At 69.2% G+C, this 18,514-nt stretch carries 19 protein-coding genes; 10 read left to right on the top strand and 9 right to left on the bottom strand.

What is annotated here, in order from left to right; translation table 11 throughout:
- Position 1 precedes the first annotated feature (1 nt).
- Together ACIBK4_RS18565 and ACIBK4_RS18560 are read right to left on the bottom strand one after the other, a co-directional pair.
- Positions 2 to 205 (bottom strand): DUF397 domain-containing protein, encoded by a 204-nt coding sequence (locus ACIBK4_RS18565; RefSeq protein WP_398995837.1) that lies wholly within the window; start codon positions 203 to 205, stop codon positions 2 to 4.
- Between the two features lie 8 nt (positions 206 to 213).
- Positions 214 to 1,065 carry a helix-turn-helix domain-containing protein gene (locus tag ACIBK4_RS18560; protein WP_398995836.1) on the bottom strand — a complete coding sequence of 284 codons (852 nt, stop codon included), beginning with the start codon at positions 1,063 to 1,065 and terminating at the stop codon, positions 214 to 216.
- 195 nt (positions 1,066 to 1,260) lie between these two features.
- Here ACIBK4_RS18560 and ACIBK4_RS18555 point away from each other — a divergent pair, with 195 nt between their 5' ends.
- Positions 1,261 to 1,692, top strand: a complete 432-nt coding sequence (locus ACIBK4_RS18555) for an ATP-binding protein (protein WP_398995835.1) — start codon at positions 1,261 to 1,263, stop codon at positions 1,690 to 1,692.
- Positions 1,692 to 2,591 carry a hypothetical protein gene (locus ACIBK4_RS18550; RefSeq protein WP_398995834.1) on the top strand — a complete coding sequence of 300 codons (900 nt, stop codon included), beginning with the start codon at positions 1,692 to 1,694 and terminating at the stop codon, positions 2,589 to 2,591. The genes ACIBK4_RS18555 and ACIBK4_RS18550 overlap by 1 nt, the downstream gene beginning before the upstream one ends.
- A gap of 41 nt (positions 2,592 to 2,632) precedes the next feature.
- Here the strand turns inward: ACIBK4_RS18550 and ACIBK4_RS18545 are convergent, their stop codons facing one another.
- From ACIBK4_RS18545 to ACIBK4_RS18520, 6 genes are all read right to left on the bottom strand, one after another.
- Positions 2,633 to 3,013 (bottom strand): DUF1707 domain-containing protein, encoded by a 381-nt coding sequence (locus ACIBK4_RS18545; protein ID WP_398995833.1) that lies wholly within the window; start codon positions 3,011 to 3,013, stop codon positions 2,633 to 2,635.
- A complete protein-coding gene (locus tag ACIBK4_RS18540) occupies positions 3,010 to 3,606 on the bottom strand; it encodes an ArsR/SmtB family transcription factor (protein WP_398995832.1) in 597 nt (198 codons plus the stop codon). Before ACIBK4_RS18540 ends, ACIBK4_RS18545 begins: the two co-directional genes overlap by 4 nt.
- A 129-nt stretch (positions 3,607 to 3,735) precedes the next feature.
- Entirely contained in the window at positions 3,736 to 4,539 is an 804-nt protein-coding gene (locus ACIBK4_RS18535; protein ID WP_398995831.1) for a DUF5995 family protein, read from the bottom strand.
- 104 nt (positions 4,540 to 4,643) lie between these two features.
- A complete protein-coding gene (locus tag ACIBK4_RS18530) occupies positions 4,644 to 5,564 on the bottom strand; it encodes an aminoglycoside phosphotransferase family protein (RefSeq protein ID WP_398995830.1) in 921 nt (306 codons plus the stop codon).
- 66 nt (positions 5,565 to 5,630) lie between these two features.
- Positions 5,631 to 7,130 (bottom strand): ricin-type beta-trefoil lectin domain protein, encoded by a 1,500-nt coding sequence (locus ACIBK4_RS18525; RefSeq protein ID WP_398995829.1) that lies wholly within the window; start codon positions 7,128 to 7,130, stop codon positions 5,631 to 5,633.
- A 237-nt stretch (positions 7,131 to 7,367) separates the two neighbouring features.
- Positions 7,368 to 8,249, bottom strand: a complete 882-nt coding sequence (locus ACIBK4_RS18520) for an RNA polymerase sigma factor SigF (protein ID WP_398995828.1) — start codon at positions 8,247 to 8,249, stop codon at positions 7,368 to 7,370.
- Between the two features lie 327 nt (positions 8,250 to 8,576).
- Between ACIBK4_RS18520 and ACIBK4_RS18515 the strand changes: the two genes are divergently transcribed.
- From ACIBK4_RS18515 to ACIBK4_RS18490, 6 genes are all read left to right on the top strand, one after another.
- On the top strand, positions 8,577 to 8,954 hold the full coding sequence (locus ACIBK4_RS18515; RefSeq protein ID WP_266769331.1) for an STAS domain-containing protein: 378 nt from the start codon (positions 8,577 to 8,579) through the stop codon (positions 8,952 to 8,954).
- Between the two features lie 209 nt (positions 8,955 to 9,163).
- Positions 9,164 to 9,691 (top strand): ATP-binding protein, encoded by a 528-nt coding sequence (locus ACIBK4_RS18510; RefSeq protein ID WP_366436545.1) that lies wholly within the window; start codon positions 9,164 to 9,166, stop codon positions 9,689 to 9,691.
- A 177-nt stretch (positions 9,692 to 9,868) separates the two neighbouring features.
- On the top strand, positions 9,869 to 10,573 hold the full coding sequence (locus ACIBK4_RS18505) for an LPXTG cell wall anchor domain-containing protein (protein WP_398995827.1): 705 nt from the start codon (positions 9,869 to 9,871) through the stop codon (positions 10,571 to 10,573).
- Between the two features lie 51 nt (positions 10,574 to 10,624).
- Positions 10,625 to 11,488: a hypothetical protein gene (locus tag ACIBK4_RS18500; protein WP_398995826.1), complete on the top strand. Its 864-nt coding sequence runs from the start codon at positions 10,625 to 10,627 to the stop codon at positions 11,486 to 11,488.
- Positions 11,485 to 12,597: a hypothetical protein gene (locus ACIBK4_RS18495; RefSeq protein ID WP_398995825.1), complete on the top strand. Its 1,113-nt coding sequence runs from the start codon at positions 11,485 to 11,487 to the stop codon at positions 12,595 to 12,597. Before ACIBK4_RS18500 ends, ACIBK4_RS18495 begins: the two co-directional genes overlap by 4 nt.
- Positions 12,594 to 13,931 carry a hypothetical protein gene (locus ACIBK4_RS18490; RefSeq protein ID WP_398995824.1) on the top strand — a complete coding sequence of 446 codons (1,338 nt, stop codon included), beginning with the start codon at positions 12,594 to 12,596 and terminating at the stop codon, positions 13,929 to 13,931. Before ACIBK4_RS18495 ends, ACIBK4_RS18490 begins: the two co-directional genes overlap by 4 nt.
- Positions 13,932 to 14,531: 600 nt before the next feature.
- Here ACIBK4_RS18490 and ACIBK4_RS18485 read toward each other — a convergent pair.
- Entirely contained in the window at positions 14,532 to 16,028 is a 1,497-nt protein-coding gene (locus ACIBK4_RS18485; RefSeq protein WP_398995823.1) for an oligopeptide:H+ symporter, read from the bottom strand.
- Between the two features lie 374 nt (positions 16,029 to 16,402).
- Here ACIBK4_RS18485 and ACIBK4_RS18480 point away from each other — a divergent pair, with 374 nt between their 5' ends.
- Together ACIBK4_RS18480 and ACIBK4_RS18475 are read left to right on the top strand one after the other, a co-directional pair.
- A complete protein-coding gene (locus tag ACIBK4_RS18480) occupies positions 16,403 to 17,080 on the top strand; it encodes a response regulator transcription factor (RefSeq protein ID WP_174447603.1) in 678 nt (225 codons plus the stop codon).
- Positions 17,081 to 17,223: 143 nt separating this feature from the next.
- Positions 17,224 to 18,501 carry an ATP-binding protein gene (locus ACIBK4_RS18475; protein ID WP_398995822.1) on the top strand — a complete coding sequence of 426 codons (1,278 nt, stop codon included), beginning with the start codon at positions 17,224 to 17,226 and terminating at the stop codon, positions 18,499 to 18,501.
- The last annotated feature ends 13 nt before the right edge of the window (positions 18,502 to 18,514 follow it).

The following is an 18,514-nucleotide window of genomic DNA, read 5'->3' as shown; positions in this document are numbered from 1 at the left end:
TTCAGGCGGTTGGGTGGAACGGGTGCCCGGACTTCACGCCGCGTATGAGGTGGGCCAACGGGGCGGTGGTGATGCTGAGTTGAGTGTTAGGGGTGTCGCTCTCGCGGAGGTGGAGGGTGGTGGGGGTGGCGGCGAGTTCGACGCAGGTGTTGCCTTCGCCGCCACCCGAGAAGGTGGACTTCTGCCAGTGCAGGGCATGGGTCATGGTGGGCCTCACAGCTCCTTCACCAAACGGTGGATGAGGTCTCGTGACGCCGTGGGGTCCAGCGACGCCGCTTGTACCCTACGGAAGAGTGTTTGGAGTCGATTCAACTCTGCCTGCGCATCGATGAACATCGTTCCGGTGGGAGCGTCGAGGAGCCCTGTATCCAGTCGGGGTAGTGGGCCGCCCATGTACATCAGAGAGGCGTCGGCACCGCCAAAGCCGTCCTGGTCGGTCGGAATGACGCGCACGGTGGCGTGCCCCTGCTCGATCTCGGCCAGGATGCGGCGGAGTTGAGCGATGGAGGCCTGGCGGTCGGCCACGCGGATGCGCAGAGCGAACTCGTGGATGATCGTCTCGTACGGTGTCGGGTTGTCGCCCTCGATGACGGCTCGCCGCTTCATCCGGTGGTCCACTCGGGGTGCCAGCTCGCTCTCCGGCAGCTCCGGGCGCATGTAACCGAAGACCGCCCGCGCGTAGTCCGGCGTCTGGAGCAGCCCGGGGACGTGCGTGATGACGACCTCCCGCAGGAACTTCGCATGGTGCTCCGCCTCGGCCACGTCCAGGTTCACCTGGGGCAGGACTCCCTTGTACTCGTCCCACCACCCGCGGGTGCGCTCGGTCGCCATCGCCACGAGAGCCTCGATCAACTCCTCGTCCGTGCAAGCACAGTGAGCCGCCAGCCTGCGTAGGCGCTCCTCGCTGATCGCCGAACTACCGGCTTCGATCTGGCTCATGTGCGCCGAACTTGCCCCAAGGAGCCCGGCGATCTCTTTGGCCGGCTTGCCTGCGGCCTCCCGCAGTTTGCGCAACTCCGAACCCAGACGCACGTGTCGGGCGGTGGGCTGGTTCCGCATGGTCATCCGAGTAACTGCCTCTCTGGGACTCCTCGTTCGGGGGTCAGATTACGCGAGGCGGTTGCGAGGGTACGAATTTACACCCTACTGTCGGTGATGCGACGCACACGCTGCGGAAGCGCACCGCTTCGTCCTGCCATGACGGCTGCGGCAATGCCACCGCCCGCGCCCAACAACCCCCTCGCCCCCCGGAGTTGACCCATGCCCGAAACCGAAACCGCAACCGAAGCCGAGCCCGAACCCTGGGAGTACTCCCTCTCTGTACCGCACGACCGCCGTGCCGTCACCGTCTGTCGCCGCACCCTGCGCCTCGTCCTCACCGCGCACGGCCTCATCCGGGTCGTGGACACCGCCGAACTCCTCGCGACGGAGCTGGTGGCCAACGCCGTACTGCACACCAAGGGGCCGGTGATGCTCAGGGTGCGGTGGTCGGCGGGGGTGTTGCGGGTCGGAGCGTGGGACGCGGACCCCGAACCCCCGGAACCGCCGGGCCAGTTGGAGAACCTCTTGGACGCCGAGGCGGGGAGAGGGCTCGCGTTGGTGCGGGCATGTGCCGACTGCTGGGGCTGGCAGCCGTTGTCGAGGAACGGCCAGCGCGGCAAGTACGTGTGGTGCGAACTGGAGGTGGCGTAGTGCCCAGTTCGTCGCACGAGGCGCTGCACCGGATATTCCAGAAGGACCCCGCGCTCCTCACCCGCGCCCTGCAGAGCGTGTTACGCATCCCCTTCCCCGAACCCCGTGAGTTCGCCGCCATGAACGTCGACCTCACCGAGATCGAACCGGTCGAGAGACGCGTGGACACGTTGCTCCGGGCAGAGACCGACGAAGGGGACTACCTCCTCGTCGTCGAATCGCAGGGCGATATCGACAAGAGGAAACGCGGCAGTTGGCCGTACTACCTCAGCTACCTGCACGAGAAGTACCACTGCGAGCCCGTACTCATCGTCATCACCCAGAGCCACGCCACGGCCCGCTGGGCGGCGGAGCCGATCCACCTCGGGGTGCGCGGATGCCCCTCGCTGACGGTGCGCCCCTTCGTCCTGGGCCCGGACAACGTGCCGGTGATCGTGGACGAACGCGAGGCCGAACAGGACGTACCTCTTGCGGTGCTTTCGGCGATGACACATGGCAAGGGGCCGAGGGCCGCCGCCATACTGGAAAACCTGGCCACCGCCCTGCGGACCATCGACCCGGACAGTGCCGCGGTCTTCGTGCAGTTCGTCGACTCATGCCTGGCAGACCGCCAGGCCCAGCAGATGTGGAGGGACCTGATGACGGCGATCCAGTACTTCTGGCGACACCCGCTGGCGGAGCAGGTGCGGGGTGAAGGCCGGGAAGAGGGCAGGGAGGAAGGGCGCGCCGAGGGATGGGCGGCCGCAATTCTGCGTACCCTCCAACGGCGTCGGATCGACGTCCCCGACAGCGTCCGCGACCGCATCCTCGCCTCCACGGACCTGGACGAACTCGGCACCTGGCTGGACCGTGCCCAAGAGGTGACCGACGCGGTAGACCTGTTCGGCGACACCTGCTGAGCCGTACCACGTGTTCACCGATCCCGGGTCCTAACGCGCCCCTAGGGCAACCGTCGTGGAACGTCAGCGCCAGTAGTCGTCGGCGAGAGCCCTGGCCTCCTTCGACGTGCCGTCCGTTGGCGGATGAGCCAGTAGATGAGTGCCGCAGGTGGCGAAGTGCAGAGCAGGATGATCAGCAGACGGGAGTCGATCACAAGCGTGGGGGACGCGGGTTCGTCCACCTCGCTCGGCAGATCCCGTACGAGGGCGTCGAGTTGATCGCGGGTGCGTGCTTCGTAGGCCACGGCCACCCGTTCTTCGAGCTCGGGCAGGGTCAAGCGGCCCACCGCGTAGTGGTGTTGCAGCTGCGCCTCTACCCGGTCGCGCTCGGCGTCCGAAGCTCGTAAGGCGGGGCCGGCGGGGGACTCTTCGCTGTCATTCATGACGACCTCTCAGGCGCAGGCTCGGGCTCAGGTGCAGCGGTGTCCGGGGACGGGCGGTCCTGCAGGTCGACGACCGCGACGACCACCCGTGTCCAGACCCCTGAGGCGTCACCGTCTCCGAACCGGGTGGCGAGCCGTTCGATGTGACCGCGCAGCTCGGCGAGTGCCTCGTCGGTCAGCCGCAACGCACCGCGATGGACATCGACCTCCCGCCGGCCGCCGGCCTGCTTGGAGCGGTAGGCGGCGTTGATGTCGGCCCGGGTCGCCTCCAGCATCGAGCCGAGGAACTCGGCCATCTCTTCCGGGCCCGCGGCATCGCCGGGGGGTTCCGTGACCGCGGGGGCGTAGACCCGCTCGGTCTTGCCGCGGGCCAGCGGACGGTATTCGGCGATCTCGATCAGCCCGGCCTGTTCGAGCCGACCCAGGTGGTAGTAGAGCCGGTCGGCCGGAAGGTCCGCACGATCGGCAAGCTCACGCGCGGACTGCGGCATCTCCCACAGGGCTTCCAGGAGCCGGATGCGCAGCGGATCGGCGAGCGCCTTGTGCACACCGTGCCACCGCCTGGTCGATGCGTCGGAGCCCTGCGAGCTCATCGATCCACCATCTTCATTGCATAGATCTCCATTGATTGGAGAATCCTACAACCAGCAGGAGGGTGCGGCTAGTTGGAGTTGGAGCCGGCGATACCCAGCTCAGCGATGCTGCTTCCACGACTCCGAGCCTCACCCCGTCCCCTTCTGGGCACCCGCCCGCTCCATCGCCCCATCCAAATGCGAAATAACAGCCCCCACATCCCCACTCTCCGTCCCCCGGATCAACTCCAACGCCGGCCGCACAAGAAGCCCGGGCCGGGCGATCAGTCGAGCCAGTACCGCCGCCCGGACGTCCAACCGGTCGATCGTGACCTCGCGTTGCGCCTCCGTCTGGCCGGCCAGCAGGACCGCGTTGTACCAGGCCTCCTGGCGGGACTGGACGATGCTGAAGTCCAGGATCTGCTCGTCCGTGCGGCCCCCGACCTTGTCCAACAGGGACAGGAGGGGGGATACGGCGCCCACCGAGTCCTCCAGCACCAGCACCACCCCCGCGAGGATGTCGTTGATCAGCAGGTAGTCGTGCTGGAGGGCGTGGATGTCCGCGCCGGGGGTGGTTCGCGCGGCGGCTACGGCCAGGTCGAGGTTGATGTGGGCGTTCACGCCCAGGATCAGGTGCTGGACGATCACCGTGTCGGCGTCGGACAGCAGACCGAACGTCTCGCGCCAGCAGCGCGGCCCGCTCCGGTCGCGTTGCCAGGCGTTGTACGCGTCGATGTAGCGGTTGCCGAAGAGCGTGTCGAAACGGTCCATCCGGGGACCGTCCTCGAACTGCCCCGCGTGGATGGCCTTACGGATCTCCACGGTCACCTGGCGGTACAACGCCGCGAAGTATCCGATCCGGTCACCGGCGACGGTCGCCTCCCGCACGATCCCCGCCAGCGTGTCCACGACCTCGTCGATGTTCTGCGCCTGTGCTCGTGTCTCTCCAGCCATGCCCAACTCCCGTTCCGCAGTGGTTCGTTCGGACCGTGCCCCGGCCGGTGTCCGCCGTGCCGGTCCCCGTCCTACCACCGCGCTCCGGGAGTTGAGCCCGTTTCTCAACCTCCCGTCGGCGATGCGGTGAGCCGTCGTAGCGAGGCGTGGGCCGGCGGGCCCCACGTGGACTTGCCGCCGGGGCGGCCGTGGTCGCCGGCGTGGCCGATGTGGATGCCGCCGAGGGCACGCATCAGCGCACAGCCTCGGGCGCGGCGCAGGGTCGCCGCGTCGGGGGTTGGGCGGTAGGCCGCGTGGAACAGATCCGTCGCGCCGTCCGGCAGCAGGATCCACGTGGCGGCGAGGTCGTAGGCGGGGTCACCGACGCACAGGTCGCCGAAGTCGATCACGCCGGCCAACGTGCCGTTCGCGGTCACGATGTTGGCCGGATGCAGGTCGCCGTGGAGCCAGAGTGCCGGGCCCGTCCACTCGGGTGCCGCCACGGCGTCCTCCCAGACCGCCCGGACGGCCTCCGGGTCGGGGATCAGGCCCATGTCGGCGGCCGAGGCGAGCCCCCGGAGGAAGCCTTCGGTGTGGTCGGCCAGCGGGCCCCCGCGGTCGTGTCCCTTCGGCGCTCCCTCGGGCGCGGGGCGGTGCAGTGCCGTCAGGAAGTCCGCCAGCGCTACGGCCGCCTCGGCGCCGCGCGTCGCGGGGGCGCGGTCGGCCGGCTCGCCCGGTACCCACGTGGTGACGAGCCAGGGGCGCGGGAACCGTTCGGAGGGCTGACCGAGGCGTTGCGGGACCGGGATCGGCAGGGGAAGGTGCGGGGCGAGGCCGGGCAGCCAGGCGTACTCCTTGCGCAGCAGCGCGTCCGCGTTCTCCGTCGCCCACGGCAACCGGACGGCGAGATCGTCGCCGAGCCGCCACACCTGGTTGTCCCAGCCGCGCGCGCCCAACTCCACGGGGCGGTCCGCCAGATCCGGGTGCTGCTCGCGCAACAGGTCCCGGATCAGGTCCTCGGTGATGTCCATCGCGGTAACTGTCATGCGGAGCAACGGTAGTTGGCCCCCACCTCACCCGGCGTCACTCACCCCACCCGGCGTCACCTCATCTCACCCCGCCCGCCACCGTTGCTCAGCACCACCACTCAACGGCACCAGTGACACCCCCTCCTCCCCGTCCGGCGTCATCCCCGTCAGGATCGCGATCGCCGGGCGGATCACCCCGTCCGGGTCCACCGTGAAGCGCAGGTTCTCGCCGTGGCTCCCGTCCACCGAATCGCACTCCCAGATGCCGACGCCCTTGTCCACGGACCCCCGGCTGTCCAGGCACAGGTCGGAGTCGGCGGAGGACTGCACCACCCCGCGCCCGGAGTCGACGCGCCACAGCTGGGTGCCGGACGAGGTGCAGGGCGCCGTGATCACATCCGTGCCCTTCGTCAGGTCGCCGTCGCGGATGTCCAGGCATCGGCCCGTGGAGACGTTCACGATCTGCGCGGAGGTGCCGTCGGGCGCGTGCGTGGCCGGGGACAGAGACGGGGAGGGTGTCGCGCTCGCGGAGCGGCTCGGCTTCGAACTCCTCGTCGGGGACGGCGACTTGGCGGGGGACACCGACGGCGTCACCGGGACCGTCGCCGTCACCGTCACCTCGGACGGACCCGACGGGATCGCCACCGCGCCCGCCGCCGCACCCGGATGCGACGTCGCCCCGCCCGACCGCAGCAGAAAGAACAGCAGCGGCACCAGCGCCACCCCCAGCGCCGCCGACGCCAGCACCAGCCGACGCCGCGAGGGTGCCCAACTCGCCGGAGTCCCGCGGGCGTTGCCCCTCGCCTCCTCGCGATCCCGTATCGCGTACGACGCCCCCGCCCACGCCAGCAGCCCCTCCGCCAGCGTCGCCCGCGGCGCGTCCCGCAGTGCCGTCAGTTCCTCGTACGCGCCCGTGCAGTGGACGCACTGCGCCATGTGCGCGTGCAGGTCGGCGCTGTCGCGGGGGTTGTCGGGGCGTACCGACTCCTCGATCAGCCGCCGGAAGTCACCGCAGCGCGGGTCGTCGGAGGCGGCCAGGCGGGTCTTCAGGCAGGCCTGGGCCATGGACTGGAGGGCCGGTCCGGTGCCGTGGGCGACGTCCTCGGGGGTGAGGCCGAGGAGGGAGGCGGTCACGGTCTCCGGTTCCCGGTCGACGACGCCGTTCCAGACCAGGCCCTGGGTCCGGGAGGGGAGCGAGCGGAACGCCGGGAGCATGGCAGGTGCCGGGTCCGTCGTGTTCAGGAGCAGGAGGAGGCCGGGGTCCAGGCCGGTCGAGCGGTCGTCCCGGGACCATGACGCGGCCACTCGCCCGGCCAGCAGCAGGAGTTGGTGCCGCCAGGGGACGGACGGGTCCACGCCGCGTGCCGTCTCGCGGGCCGCGAGGGTGAACGCCTGTGCCGCCAGCTGCCGTGCCGCCGACTCGCTCGTCGTGCACAGGCGGGCGTAGGAGAGCACGGACGGCTGGTGCCGGGTGCGAAGTTCCCGCAGGGCCGCGTAGACCGTGGACGTGTCCGCGCGCAGTAACTCCGTGAGCCGGGCGTCGGACGCTCCGGGTATGCCGTCGTCCTTCTCGGAGCGAACCATTCACCCGCCTCCTCACGCCCGTACTGACGTACCAGCCAGTTTGCCGGGTGACCATAGTGGTGGAAGGAGGCCGGTGGGGAAAGAGGTTTCTGTGGGTAACCCCGGGGGTGGTACGGAAGCGTCCGGGAACGCCTGAGCGCGGCGCACACACGCGCCGCGCTCAGTACAGGCAATACCGGAGATACGGGCGATACCGCCGGAGATGCAGGCGATACCGGCGTACGGCCAGGGGAGTTCTTACTCCTCGACCGTCAGTCCCTTCCGCAGCCGCACCAGTGTTCGCGACAGCAGCCGCGACACATGCATCTGCGAGATGCCCAGCTCGTCGCCGATCTCCGACTGCGTCATGTTGGCGACGAAGCGCAGGGAGAGGATCTGCCGGTCCCGGGACGGGAGTTCGGCGATCAGGGGCTTCAACGACTCGACGTACTCGATGCCTTCGAGTCCGTGGTCCTCGTAGCCGATGCGGTCCGCGAGGGCGCCCTCGGAGTCGTCCTCCTCGGGCTGCGCGTCAAGTGAGCTCGCCGTGTAGGCATTTGACGCCGCCATGCCCTCGACGACCTCCTCCTTGGAGATCTTCAGGCGCTCCGCCAACTCGGCCACGGTGGGGGCGCGGTCGAGTTGCTGGGCCAGTTCGTCGCCGGCCTTGGCCAGGTCGAGCCGGAGTTCCTGGAGCCGGCGCGGGACGCGCACGGACCACGAGGTGTCGCGGAAGAAGCGCTTGATCTCTCCCACGATGGTTGGCATCGCGAAGGTGGGGAACTCGACGCCGCGGCTGAGTTCGAAACGGTCGATCGCCTTGATCAGGCCGATGGTGCCGACCTGGATGATGTCCTCCATCGGTTCGCTGCGCGAGCGGAACCGGGAGGCGGCGAACTTGACCAGCGCGAGGTTGAGTTCGACGAGGGTGTTGCGGACGTACGAGTACTCGTGCGTGCCTTCTTCGAGCGATTCGAGCCGCTCGAAGAGGGTCTTGGAGAGCGCTCGTGCGTCCACGGCGCCGACCTCGTCGTACGGGGGGATCTCGGGGAGCCCCTCGATGGCATTGGGATCCAGTTGTGCCGGTGGGGGTGTCGACGTCGCTGCAGGGGTAGGCGATGCGTCGAGCCGGGGTGACATGGCGTCCTCCATCGTTCTCGGCATATGGCTGCCGAAGCCGGTGCGTGCACTGCGGAGTGCGGCGCCTCCAAAGCCGGTCGTGTCGGTCGGTCGGTCGTATCGACAGTCGGACGCGTCGGGCGGGCCTTTCCGCCTGACTTGTCGGTCGTATCGAATGTCCAAATACTTGTCCCTACTAGCCCTACCCGTTTTCCGGAGCCCGCCGCAAGTGCATTGCGTACCCATATGTCCATTTATGGGCGGTTGTTCGGGTGTCGGAGAGTGTGAGGAAGGCGTAGTGTTCCAGGGCGAACGTCAACAGCCACGACCTCGGGAGAGAGAGACGGCATGGACCGCGGGACGGTCGGCAGCGCACAGTCTGGCCGGCTTCTGGTCGAGGTGCGGAAACAGGGCCTCAGTGCTGTCGTGACGCCGGCGGGTGAGTTGGATCACCACACCGCCGATCTGTTGCGGGAGCCACTGGAGGACCTGCTCGCCCATGGGTACGCACGGCTCGTCGTGGACTGCTCACGGCTGGAGTTCTGCGACTCCACGGGCCTGAACGTACTGCTCGGCGCGCGCCTCAAGGCGGAAGCCGCAGGTGGCGGAGTGCACCTCGCGGGGATGATGCCCGCGGTGGCGCGCGTGTTCGAGATCACAGGGGCGGATGCGGTCTTCACCGTCCACGACACCCTCGGGGCCGCCCTCGCCGACGAGTCCGGCTGAGCCCTGTTCTCCCCCCGTGCGACCGGCGGATTCCCCGTGCCTCGTCTTCCGTGCCGAGTAAGGGGTGTTTTGCCGGTTCGCTCGGGCAGGAGAACATCTGAACCTGTCGAGAAGCAGAGCGACGAAAATGCTCCTGATCCACGTACTGACCCTTGAACACGCACCAACTCTTGAATCGTGAACCGGTGAATCGGTGAGGTGAAGCGCTGATGAGCACCACCCGGCCCTACCCGCCGGGCGACCGCCCGGAGTCCGGTGGCGCCGCGGAGGCGCCCGCCGGAGGCGCTTCCGTGCCGTCCGTCGGGGACGACGCCGAACCGGCCGTGGGCCGGGACACCCGCAGGCTCAGTTTCGCGGGCGAGAGCGGGGTCGTACCGCTGGCCCGCGACTTCGCCCGCCAGGCCCTGTACGCCTGGGGCTGGCTGCCCGCCGAGGGCGCCGACCGGCGCGCCGCCGCCGAGGACGTGCTCCTCGTCGTCTCCGAGCTGGTCACCAACGCCTGTCTGCACGCCGAGGGCCCGGACGAGATGTGGATCACCTGCGACAACAAGGTGATCCGGGTCGAGGTCTCCGACCGCGGCACGGGCCAGCCCGCCCCCAGAACCCCGCACCGCGCGGGCCGCCCCGGCGGCCACGGCATGTTCATCGTGCAGCGGCTCTGCCTGGACTGGGGGGTCGTCCGCGCCCCGGGCGTCACCGGCAAGACGGTCTGGGCGGAGCTGGGCGCACCCGCCTAGCCCTGACCTGGCCCGCCGCCCGTCCACCTCGGGTTACCTGCGGTCACCCTCTCCACTCGGCCACCCCTTCGCACACGTCGGATCGTCACAACTCCGGCGTGCGCCTTGTCTTCCCTCCTCACGACCCCGGGCGTACCTTGACGGCCGATCTGATGTGCCGTCAGGAATGAGGGGACCGTGTCGTACCAGAAACGAACCGCAGCGCTCGCGTCCGTCGCGGCCCTGGCCGGCTCGGCGGTATTCATGGCCGCCCCCGCAGCCCGGGCCGACGTGGTCGACGTCAACTACAAGTGCCAGACGCCCATCGGCGTCAAGACCGCCGTATCGCCGATCGACATCAAGGGCGTCAAGAGCGGCAGCGCCTACAAACTCACCATGTCCTGGCAGAAGGGCGTCTCCTCCAGCCCCGTCGAACTCGGCAAGGGCGCGATGAGCCCGAGCGCCACCATCAAGGTGGGCGGCGCGGACAGCGGCACGGTCTCGGTGTCGGGCCCGGCCAACCAGGCCGCGATCCCCGCCAACACCCCCATCAAAATCAACGACTTGACGGGTACGTACACCCCGAAGGCGTCCGGCAAGGTCACGTTCACGGCGGCCGTCCTCACCATCAAGGCCCTCGGTACGACGACGACGTGCACCCCCACCAACAGCCCTGGCCCGTCCCTCACGCTGGACGTCACGGCGGCCGGCGGTTCGTCCGGCGGTTCGACCGGTTCAACCGGCACCGGCACCGGTACGGACTCCAGCGGCACGCTCCCGAAGACCGGCCCCGACGACTCGGTCATCGCCCTCGGCACCCTCGGCGGCACGGTCCTGCTCGCGGGCGCGGCGGGCACCCTGTGGCTGACCCGGCGCAACCAGACGGCCCACACCCGCCGTTAGGCGCTCCGCCGAAGTGCCGGGAAGTGCCGTCGATCGGCTATGGAGCCGCCCATGCTGTCAACCGCCCGCGTCCTGTGCCTGTCCCTCCTCGCCCTCCTGACGGCCACACCGACCGCAACGGCCGCCGGGGGATGGACCGTTGCGCCCGCGGGCGGCGGCCGCCCGACGTTCTACGCGGAGGGCGAGCCCGGCACGACCTTGCAGGACACGGTGTCCGTGACCAACCCGACCGCCCGCCCGATCACGGTACGTCTGCGCGCTGTGGGCGTCCCGATCACCTTCGCGGACACGGGAGTTGGGGTACCGGCCCGCACCCGGGCAGACATCCCCTTCACGGTGAACGTCCCGGCGACCGCGGCCCCCGGCGACCACACCGCCACGATCACCGCGCGGGACGCGAGCGGCCGCGAGGCGACGACACGCCTCCAACTCCACGTGTCCGGCCCGGCGTTGTCGGCCCTGACCGTCGAACACGTGGCGTTCCACGGCAACCGCATCTCCTACGACCTGGTCAACCGCGGCACGACCCCCCTCACCCCGAAACTCGCCGTCCACGCCACCGGCATCCTCGGCACCGTCCTGAACCGCACCCCCCGCACCCTCCCGGTCCAACTCCCGCCGGGCCAACGCCTGAAGCTGACGGAACCCTGGCCCGACCACCCCACCCTGGACGCGGTCGACGTACGCCTCACGGTCACCGCGACGGGCGGCGCCCACGACACGGCGGACGTGTCGACGAGGTTCGTGCCGTGGGGCGTGGTGGCGGGGGCCGGGGGAGTGGTGACGGCCGGGGGAGCGCTGCTTCTCGTACGACTACGACTACGACTACTACGTCGACGGCGCCGTGCGGATGAAGGCGACGAGGCGGCCGAACCCCCGTACACACGGACTGAGTTGACGGGAGTGGGGACGTGAGCGGGAAGGTGCGGATTCCGGCGCTGGTGGCGGTACTCGCGCTGCTCCTGCTGCCGTTGGCGGGGACGACGACTGCCGCGGCGGCAGTCGGTCCCAGCGTGAAACTCTCCAAGCCGCAGGCGGGGACGGGCGGTTCGCTCACGGTCTCCGGGAGCGGCTGGCGGCCGCACGCGCTGCTGATGATGCTGATCTGCGGACAGGCGACACCGGCGCGCGGGGTGATCGGCGGCACCAACTCCTGTGCGAACGCGGACGGTAGAGCCGTGACGACCGACGCCAAGGGCATCTTCAGCAAGAAGCTGCCGGTGTCGGAGCCGCCGGTGCCGTGCCCGTGCGTGGTGCATGTGGCGACGGTGACGGGGGCGAGCGAGTCGGCGGACACGGCGTTCCAGGTGGCGGGCCACGCGGTCGAACCCCTCCCCGCGGAGTCGTCGGCCGGCCGCCTCTCGGTCCTCTCCGACACCCGGCTGGACGGTTCGAGCGGGCTGCTGACCTGGTTCGGGGCACCACCGTCCCGCACGCTGGTCTTCACCGTGGGCAACGCGGGCTCGTCCCCGGTCAAGAACCCGGTGTTCCAAGTCGGCACCTCCCACGGGGTGTTCGCGCCGCAGTGGGACGACCAGCAGTTCAGCGGCACGATCGCGCCCGGCGGAAAGGCGGAGATCAAACTCCCGGTCGAACTCGCGGCCGGAGCGCACGGCGACTACACCGTCTCGATGAAGTACGGCGGCCGGGTACTCGCCGAAGAACCGTGGGGCGTCGGCCGCCCCTGGGGCGTGACCCTGTTCTGGGTCCTGGTCTGCGTGGTCGTACCGGCGGCGGTGTTCCGCATCGGAATGGCCGTGGTGGATCGCCTACGGCCACGCAAGGCGGCCCGCAGCATGGGCCCGCCCCGGCACAGGGCCCTGCACATGCCCGCCCAAGTCACCCTGCGCATGCCGAAGTTGGGCAAGGCGGCCGCCTCCCAGGAAGCAGCTGCCCCTACGACCTCGACCCTGCCGTGGTTCACCCCGGACTCCGATCCGGGCACGGCGGCCGGTCGACTCTCCGCACCGCACGACGACAGCCCGACGAGTCCGACGACTCCCACCAGGAAGGGACTTACGTGAGCAAGCGAAGGAGAGTCATACCGGCCGGCGGAGGCGGTGTACGGAGAGCGGGCGCGGCCACGTTCGCGCTGGTCCTCGGCGGCGCGGGCCTCGCGCTCGGCCTGACCGCCGGGTCCGCGCAGGCCGCCGAGGTGTCCTACGCCACCCACTGCGTGCCGCCCGCCGGAATCGACCCGGTCGACGGCACCACCAAGGTCGAGATCACCGCGCCCGCCACGGCCAAGGTGGGCGACACGGTCGACGTCGTCTGGAAGTTCACCCAGGCCGCGTCCAAGAACCCCGACATCATCGACCTGCCCGCCAACTCGGTCCAGCCGTCCGGGATTCTGAAGGCGGCCGGCGCACAGACCGCCGACATCGCGATGCAGGGCCCGCGCACGAACCCGGCGATCCCCAAGGGCGCGGTGATGACCCTGTCCGACATGAAGGGCTCGTTGAAGCTGACGACGGCGGGGTCGGTGACGCTGACTCCGGACGCGTACACGGTCAACGCGTTCTCGACGGACACGAAGTGCACACCGACGGCGACGGTTTCGCCGTCGGCGACGATCAATGTGACGGCGGGGGACGGCAGTTCGTCCAGCACGTCCCCAACTCCATCGGATTCGACGACGACTTCGGCATCGGCGTCGGAATCAACGTCGGAGTCCGCGTCACCCAGTGATTCGACCTCGGCATCGGCGAGCGACGGCACTGGCACCGGCCAAACCGACTTCACCGGCAAGGAGGTCTCCGTCCCGTACGCGTGCAAGACCCCGATCGGCGACAAGAACGCGACCTCTCCCGTGCAGATCAACGCCACGAAGGACGGCGGGAGTTACGCCCTCACCGTGAAGTTCAACGGGTCGGTGATGGACAGCCCGGCCGACATCCCTGCGGACTCCGTGAAGCCGTCGATGGAGGTGGTCCTGGGCGGAGCGGACAAGGGCACGGTCCACGTAGAGGGCCCGACCAACTCCGCCGCCATCAAGTCCGGCGACCCGATAGAGATCCCGGACCTGACCGGCACATACAAACCGGGCGCGAGCGGTACGTCGACACTGTCCCCCGGCGTCCTGACGGTCAACGCCCTTGGCACGACGACGACTTGCACCCCCACGAAGTCCGAGGTCTCCCTGACCCTGGACACGACGGAACAGGCAAGCGGCGCGTCCGGCGGCTCTTCGACATCGGGCGGTACGTCGTCATCGTCGACATCCACTTCAGGGGGCTTGGCGGAGACGGGCTCGGACAGCCATGGCGGCCTGAAGGCGCTGGGCCTGGTCTCCGGTACGGCAATCCTGCTCGGCGTGGCGGTGTTCACGTTCCTGCCGGGGCGGAGGCGACTGCGCTGACAAGTACGGGTTGGCCGCCCGCTTCTTGTCCAGTGTCGGGATTGCGGGAGCCGAGTAAAGGGCGCTCCCTGCGGTCGCGTCGGCTGCGCCGATTCCGCTGCGCTCCACCCTTGACTCGTCTCCCGCAATCCCGTTTCAGAAGCGAGCGGGCGGCCCCGAGGGATGGGTGGCCCAGCCATGAACACCCTTGCCTGTACTGGGTCGGCGGCCGGTGTTGAGGGGTGCGCGTCCGCGTCTCGCCAGCACTCCACTTCGGCTTAGCGGCCAACTGTGGATGGGTGGGGACAACGGCCAGCGGCGGGTGGGTGGTTGCTGGAAGCCGGGGTTTTTTCTAACCAGTCAATGGGCGTGAGGGTGGTTAGTTTTACCTACGGCTTCCCGCAACCACCCGACCGGGGTTGGCCGCTGAGCCGAGGCGGCGTGCCGCCGAGACGCGAACGCGCCCCTCAACACAGGCCGCCGACATAGTTCAGGCAAGGGAATCCCCACCTGGCAAAGAAGCGAGTGGCCCAACGTCCACTGAGAAACGCCGGGACACGACACGGGCCGCCGTACCCCGAAGGATCCAGCGGCCCGTGTCACCGTTGCCGTAGACGAACGTCAGTGGACGTCGCCCATGAGTTCCCTGACCCTCTTGCGGTACATCCAGACCGCCGCGCCCGCGAGGACCGCCAGGGCGGCCTGCAGCGTGACGATGCCCGTCTTGTTGAGGTCTACGCCGGCGATGGACAGGAGGCCTGTCGTGGCGTCGCCTGCCGTGACCGCCAGGAACCAGACGCCCATCATCTGGGAGGCGTACTTCGCGGGAGCCATCTTCGTGGTGACGGAGAGGCCGACGGGGGAGAGGGTCAACTCGCCGACCGTCTGGACGAAGTAGATCGCCACCAGCCACATCGCCGCCGCCTTGTGACCGCCGTCGGCGATCGCGAGCGGGGCCAGGAAGAGGAAGAAGGACGCGCCGATCAGGATCAGGCCCATCGCGAACTTGGTCGCCGTGCTCGGCTCCTTGCCGCGGCGGGCCAGGGCCAGCCAGGCCCAGGCGAAGACCGGGGCGAGGGCCATGATGAGGACCGGGTTGACCGACTGGTACCAGGAGATCGGGAAGTTCCAGCCGAAGATGGTGTTCTTCGCCGAGGAGTCGGCGAACAGGGACACCGTCGAGCCGCCCTGGTCGTAGATCATCCAGAACACGGCCGCGGCGACGAAGAACCAGATGTACGCGGACATCTTCGACTGCTCGGAGCGGTCGAGGTCCTTGTCGCGCTTGATGCGGGCGATGACCAGGACCGGGATCAGCAGACCGGCGATCGTGATCGGGACCAGCAGCCAGTTCAGCGTGTAGTGGCCGGAGAAGCCGACGACCGCGTAGAAGACGACCGCGACGGCCGCCCAGAACGCCGACTTGCGGAGCGTGGTCGCCTTCTCCTCCGCGGACAGCGGCGTGGGGACGATGTCCGAGCGGGAGCTGAGGTGACGCGTGCCGATCAGGTACTGGGCGAGGCCGATGGCCATGCCGACCGCGGCGAGCGCGAAGCCGAGGTGCCAGTTGTAGTTCTCGCCGACCGTGCCGATCATCAGCGGCGCGGCGAACGCGCCGATGTTGATGCCGATGTAGAAGAGCGTGAAGCCACCGTCGCGGCGCGGGTCGTCCGGGCCCTCGTAGAGGTGGCCGACCATCGTCGAGATGTTGGCCTTCAGGAGACCGGAGCCGATCGCCACCAGGCCGAGGCCCGCGAAGAACGTGCCCGAGGACGGCAGGGCCAGGGTGAGGTGGCCGAGCATGATGATCACGCCCGCTACGGCGACCGTCTTGCGGGGGCCGAGGACGCGGTCCGCGAACCAGCCGCCGGGGAGGGCGAGCAGGTACACGAGCGACAGGTACACCGAGTAGATCGCGGTCGCGGTGGCCGCGCTCATGTGCAGGCCGCCCGGTGCCACCAGGTACAGCGGGAGCAGAGCCTTCATGCCGTAGTAGGAGAATCGCTCCCACATCTCGGTCATGAAGAGAGTGGCCAGTCCGCGGGGGTGGCCGAAGAAGGTCTTCTCGGAACCGGGGGTGCCCGGAGTCACCGAGTCCTTCGTCAGGCTGGACGCCATGGTCGTTCCTTGCTGCTGTGGGGGGGCGGCCGGCACCGGCGGCCACGGGTCATTCCTTTCAAGGCTGGCAATGGCCAGCCCGCACACAAAAGAGACCTTCAGCAGGAAATGCTCGCCAAAGGTCCCCGGTGTCGCTACAGGCGGTCAGGTCACCATACGGCAGGACACTGCCGGAAATGGAAGGACTTGAGACATCGATCACAGGGTGAAGTGGAACCGCGGGCGACTTTTCTAAGGTGGATACAAGGATGGCATCCCACAGGCACAGGTTCGGACCGGAATCTTCACCGCGGCGAATCCGACTTGCCCCAAGGTAAGAATCACTCGTGGCGATCACACCCCGACCGCTGTCCGAGGCGGACTACCATCACCTCATGACCCGTGTACTGCTCGCCGAGGACGACGCGTCCATCTCGGAGCCGCTGGCCCGCGCTTTGCGACGGGAAGGTTACGAGGTCGAGGTGCGCGAGGACGGACCGACAGCGCTCGACGCCGGCATCCAGGGCGGCATCGACCTGTGTGTCCTGGACCTGGGCCTGCCCGGCATGGACGGCCTGGAAGTCGCCCGCCGACTGCGCGCCGAGGGCCACACCGTCCCCATCCTCATCCTGACCGCGCGCGCCGACGAGGTGGACACCGTCGTCGGCCTCGACGCGGGCGCCGACGACTACGTCACCAAACCCTTCCGGCTCGCCGAACTGCTCGCGCGTGTCCGGGCCCTGCTCCGGCGCGGCGCGGCCGAGCCCGCGCAGCCGCCCGCCACGCACGGCGTCCGTATCGACGTCGAGTCCCACCGGGCGTGGATGGGCGACGAGGAACTCCAGCTCACCGCCAAGGAGTTCGACCTGTTGCGGGTGCTTGTGCGGGATGCCGGGCGGGTGGTGACGCGTGACCAGTTGATGCGCGAGGTGTGGGACACGACGTGGTGGTCGTCGACCAAGACCCTCGACATGCACATCTCCTGGCTGCGGAAGAAGCTCGGTGACGATGCGGCCAACCCTCGGTACATCGCCACGGTCCGGGGTGTCGGGTTCCGGTTCGAGAAGAGCTAGCCGGGTTTACGCGCGTCGTCGCCATGGTGGCTTGTGTGGGTGCGCGGGTGCGGGCCGGCTGTGGCTGGTCGCGCAGTTCCCCGCGCCCCTAAAAAGGGCGCTGCCCACACCGGTTCTTAAAAAGTCACCGCCCGGAGGGGCCCGTGCGTCGTCGTCTTATTCAGTCCACCCTCGCCGTGGTGCTGGTGGTCATCGCCGTGTTCGGTGTGTCCCTCGTCATCGTGGAGACACGCACCATCAGCAACAGTGCTCAAGAGCGCGTGGATTCCGAGGCGTTGCGGCTGGCCAGCATCGTGGACAGTCGGATTCTCGGGGCGGAGATCGTCGACTCCGAGGTGTTGCGGACGCAGGTCACGGAGGATCGGTACGCCGTGATCCGGATCCCGGGCGACCCGGTGATCGAGGTGGGCACCAAGCCGGCCGGTGACGTCATCCGCTCCACCGCGAAGGGCGAGGAGGGCGAGACGGTCACCGTGGAGGAGCCGCGGTCGACCGTCACCCGGGAGGTCGGGCGGACGCTGCTGATCATCGGCGCCGTCGCCCTGCTCGCCGTGGTCGCCGCCGTGCTGCTCGCCGTACGGCAGGCCAACCGGCTCGCCTCGCCGCTCACCGACCTCGCGGAGACCGCGGAGCGGCTCGGTTCGGGTGACCCGCGGCCCCGGCACAAGCGGTACAGCGTCCCGGAGTTGGACCGGGTCGCCGATGTTCTCGACTCGTCCGCCGAGCGCATCGCCCGCATGCTCACCGCCGAGCGACGGCTGGCGGCGGATGCCTCGCACCAGTTGCGTACGCCGCTGACCGCGCTGTCCATGCGGCTGGAGGAGATCACCCTCACGGATGACCCGGACACCGTGAAGGAGGAGGCGACGATCGCGCTGACGCAGGTCGAGCGGCTGACGGATGTCGTGGAGCGGCTGCTGACGAACGCGCGTGACCCTCGTACCGGATCCGCCGTCTCCTTCGATCTCGACGAGGTCATTCAGCAGCAGCTCGCCGAGTGGCGGCCCGCCTACCGCAGCGCAGGGCGCGCGATCGTCAGCTCGGGCAAGCGGCATCTCCAGGCCGTCGGCACCCCGGGCGCCGTCGCGCAGGTGCTGGCCGCGCTGATCGAGAACTCCCTGATGCACGGCGGCGGCACGGTCGCCCTGCGCACCCGCGTCACCGGCAACCAGGCCGTCGTAGAGGTCACGGACGAGGGGCCCGGGGTCCCGACCGACCTCGGCGCCCGGATCTTCGAGCGGACGATCAGCGGGCGTAACTCCACGGGGATCGGGCTGGCCGTCGCCCGGGATCTCGCCGAGGCGGACGGGGGGCGGCTGGAGATGTTGCAGGCGCAGCCGCCGGTGTTCGGGCTGTTCCTGTCGCGTACGCCGCCGGCCAAGCGGCTGCCCGTGGACGACGAGGAGCCCACGGTCCGCTGAGGGTGCGGGCGGT

Source organism: Streptomyces sp. NPDC050528, assembly GCF_044457795.1.
Lineage (GTDB): Bacteria > Actinomycetota > Actinomycetes > Streptomycetales > Streptomycetaceae > Streptomyces.
The sequence above is the reverse complement of the archived record's forward strand: the minus strand, read 5'-3'. Positions and strand labels throughout refer to the sequence as shown.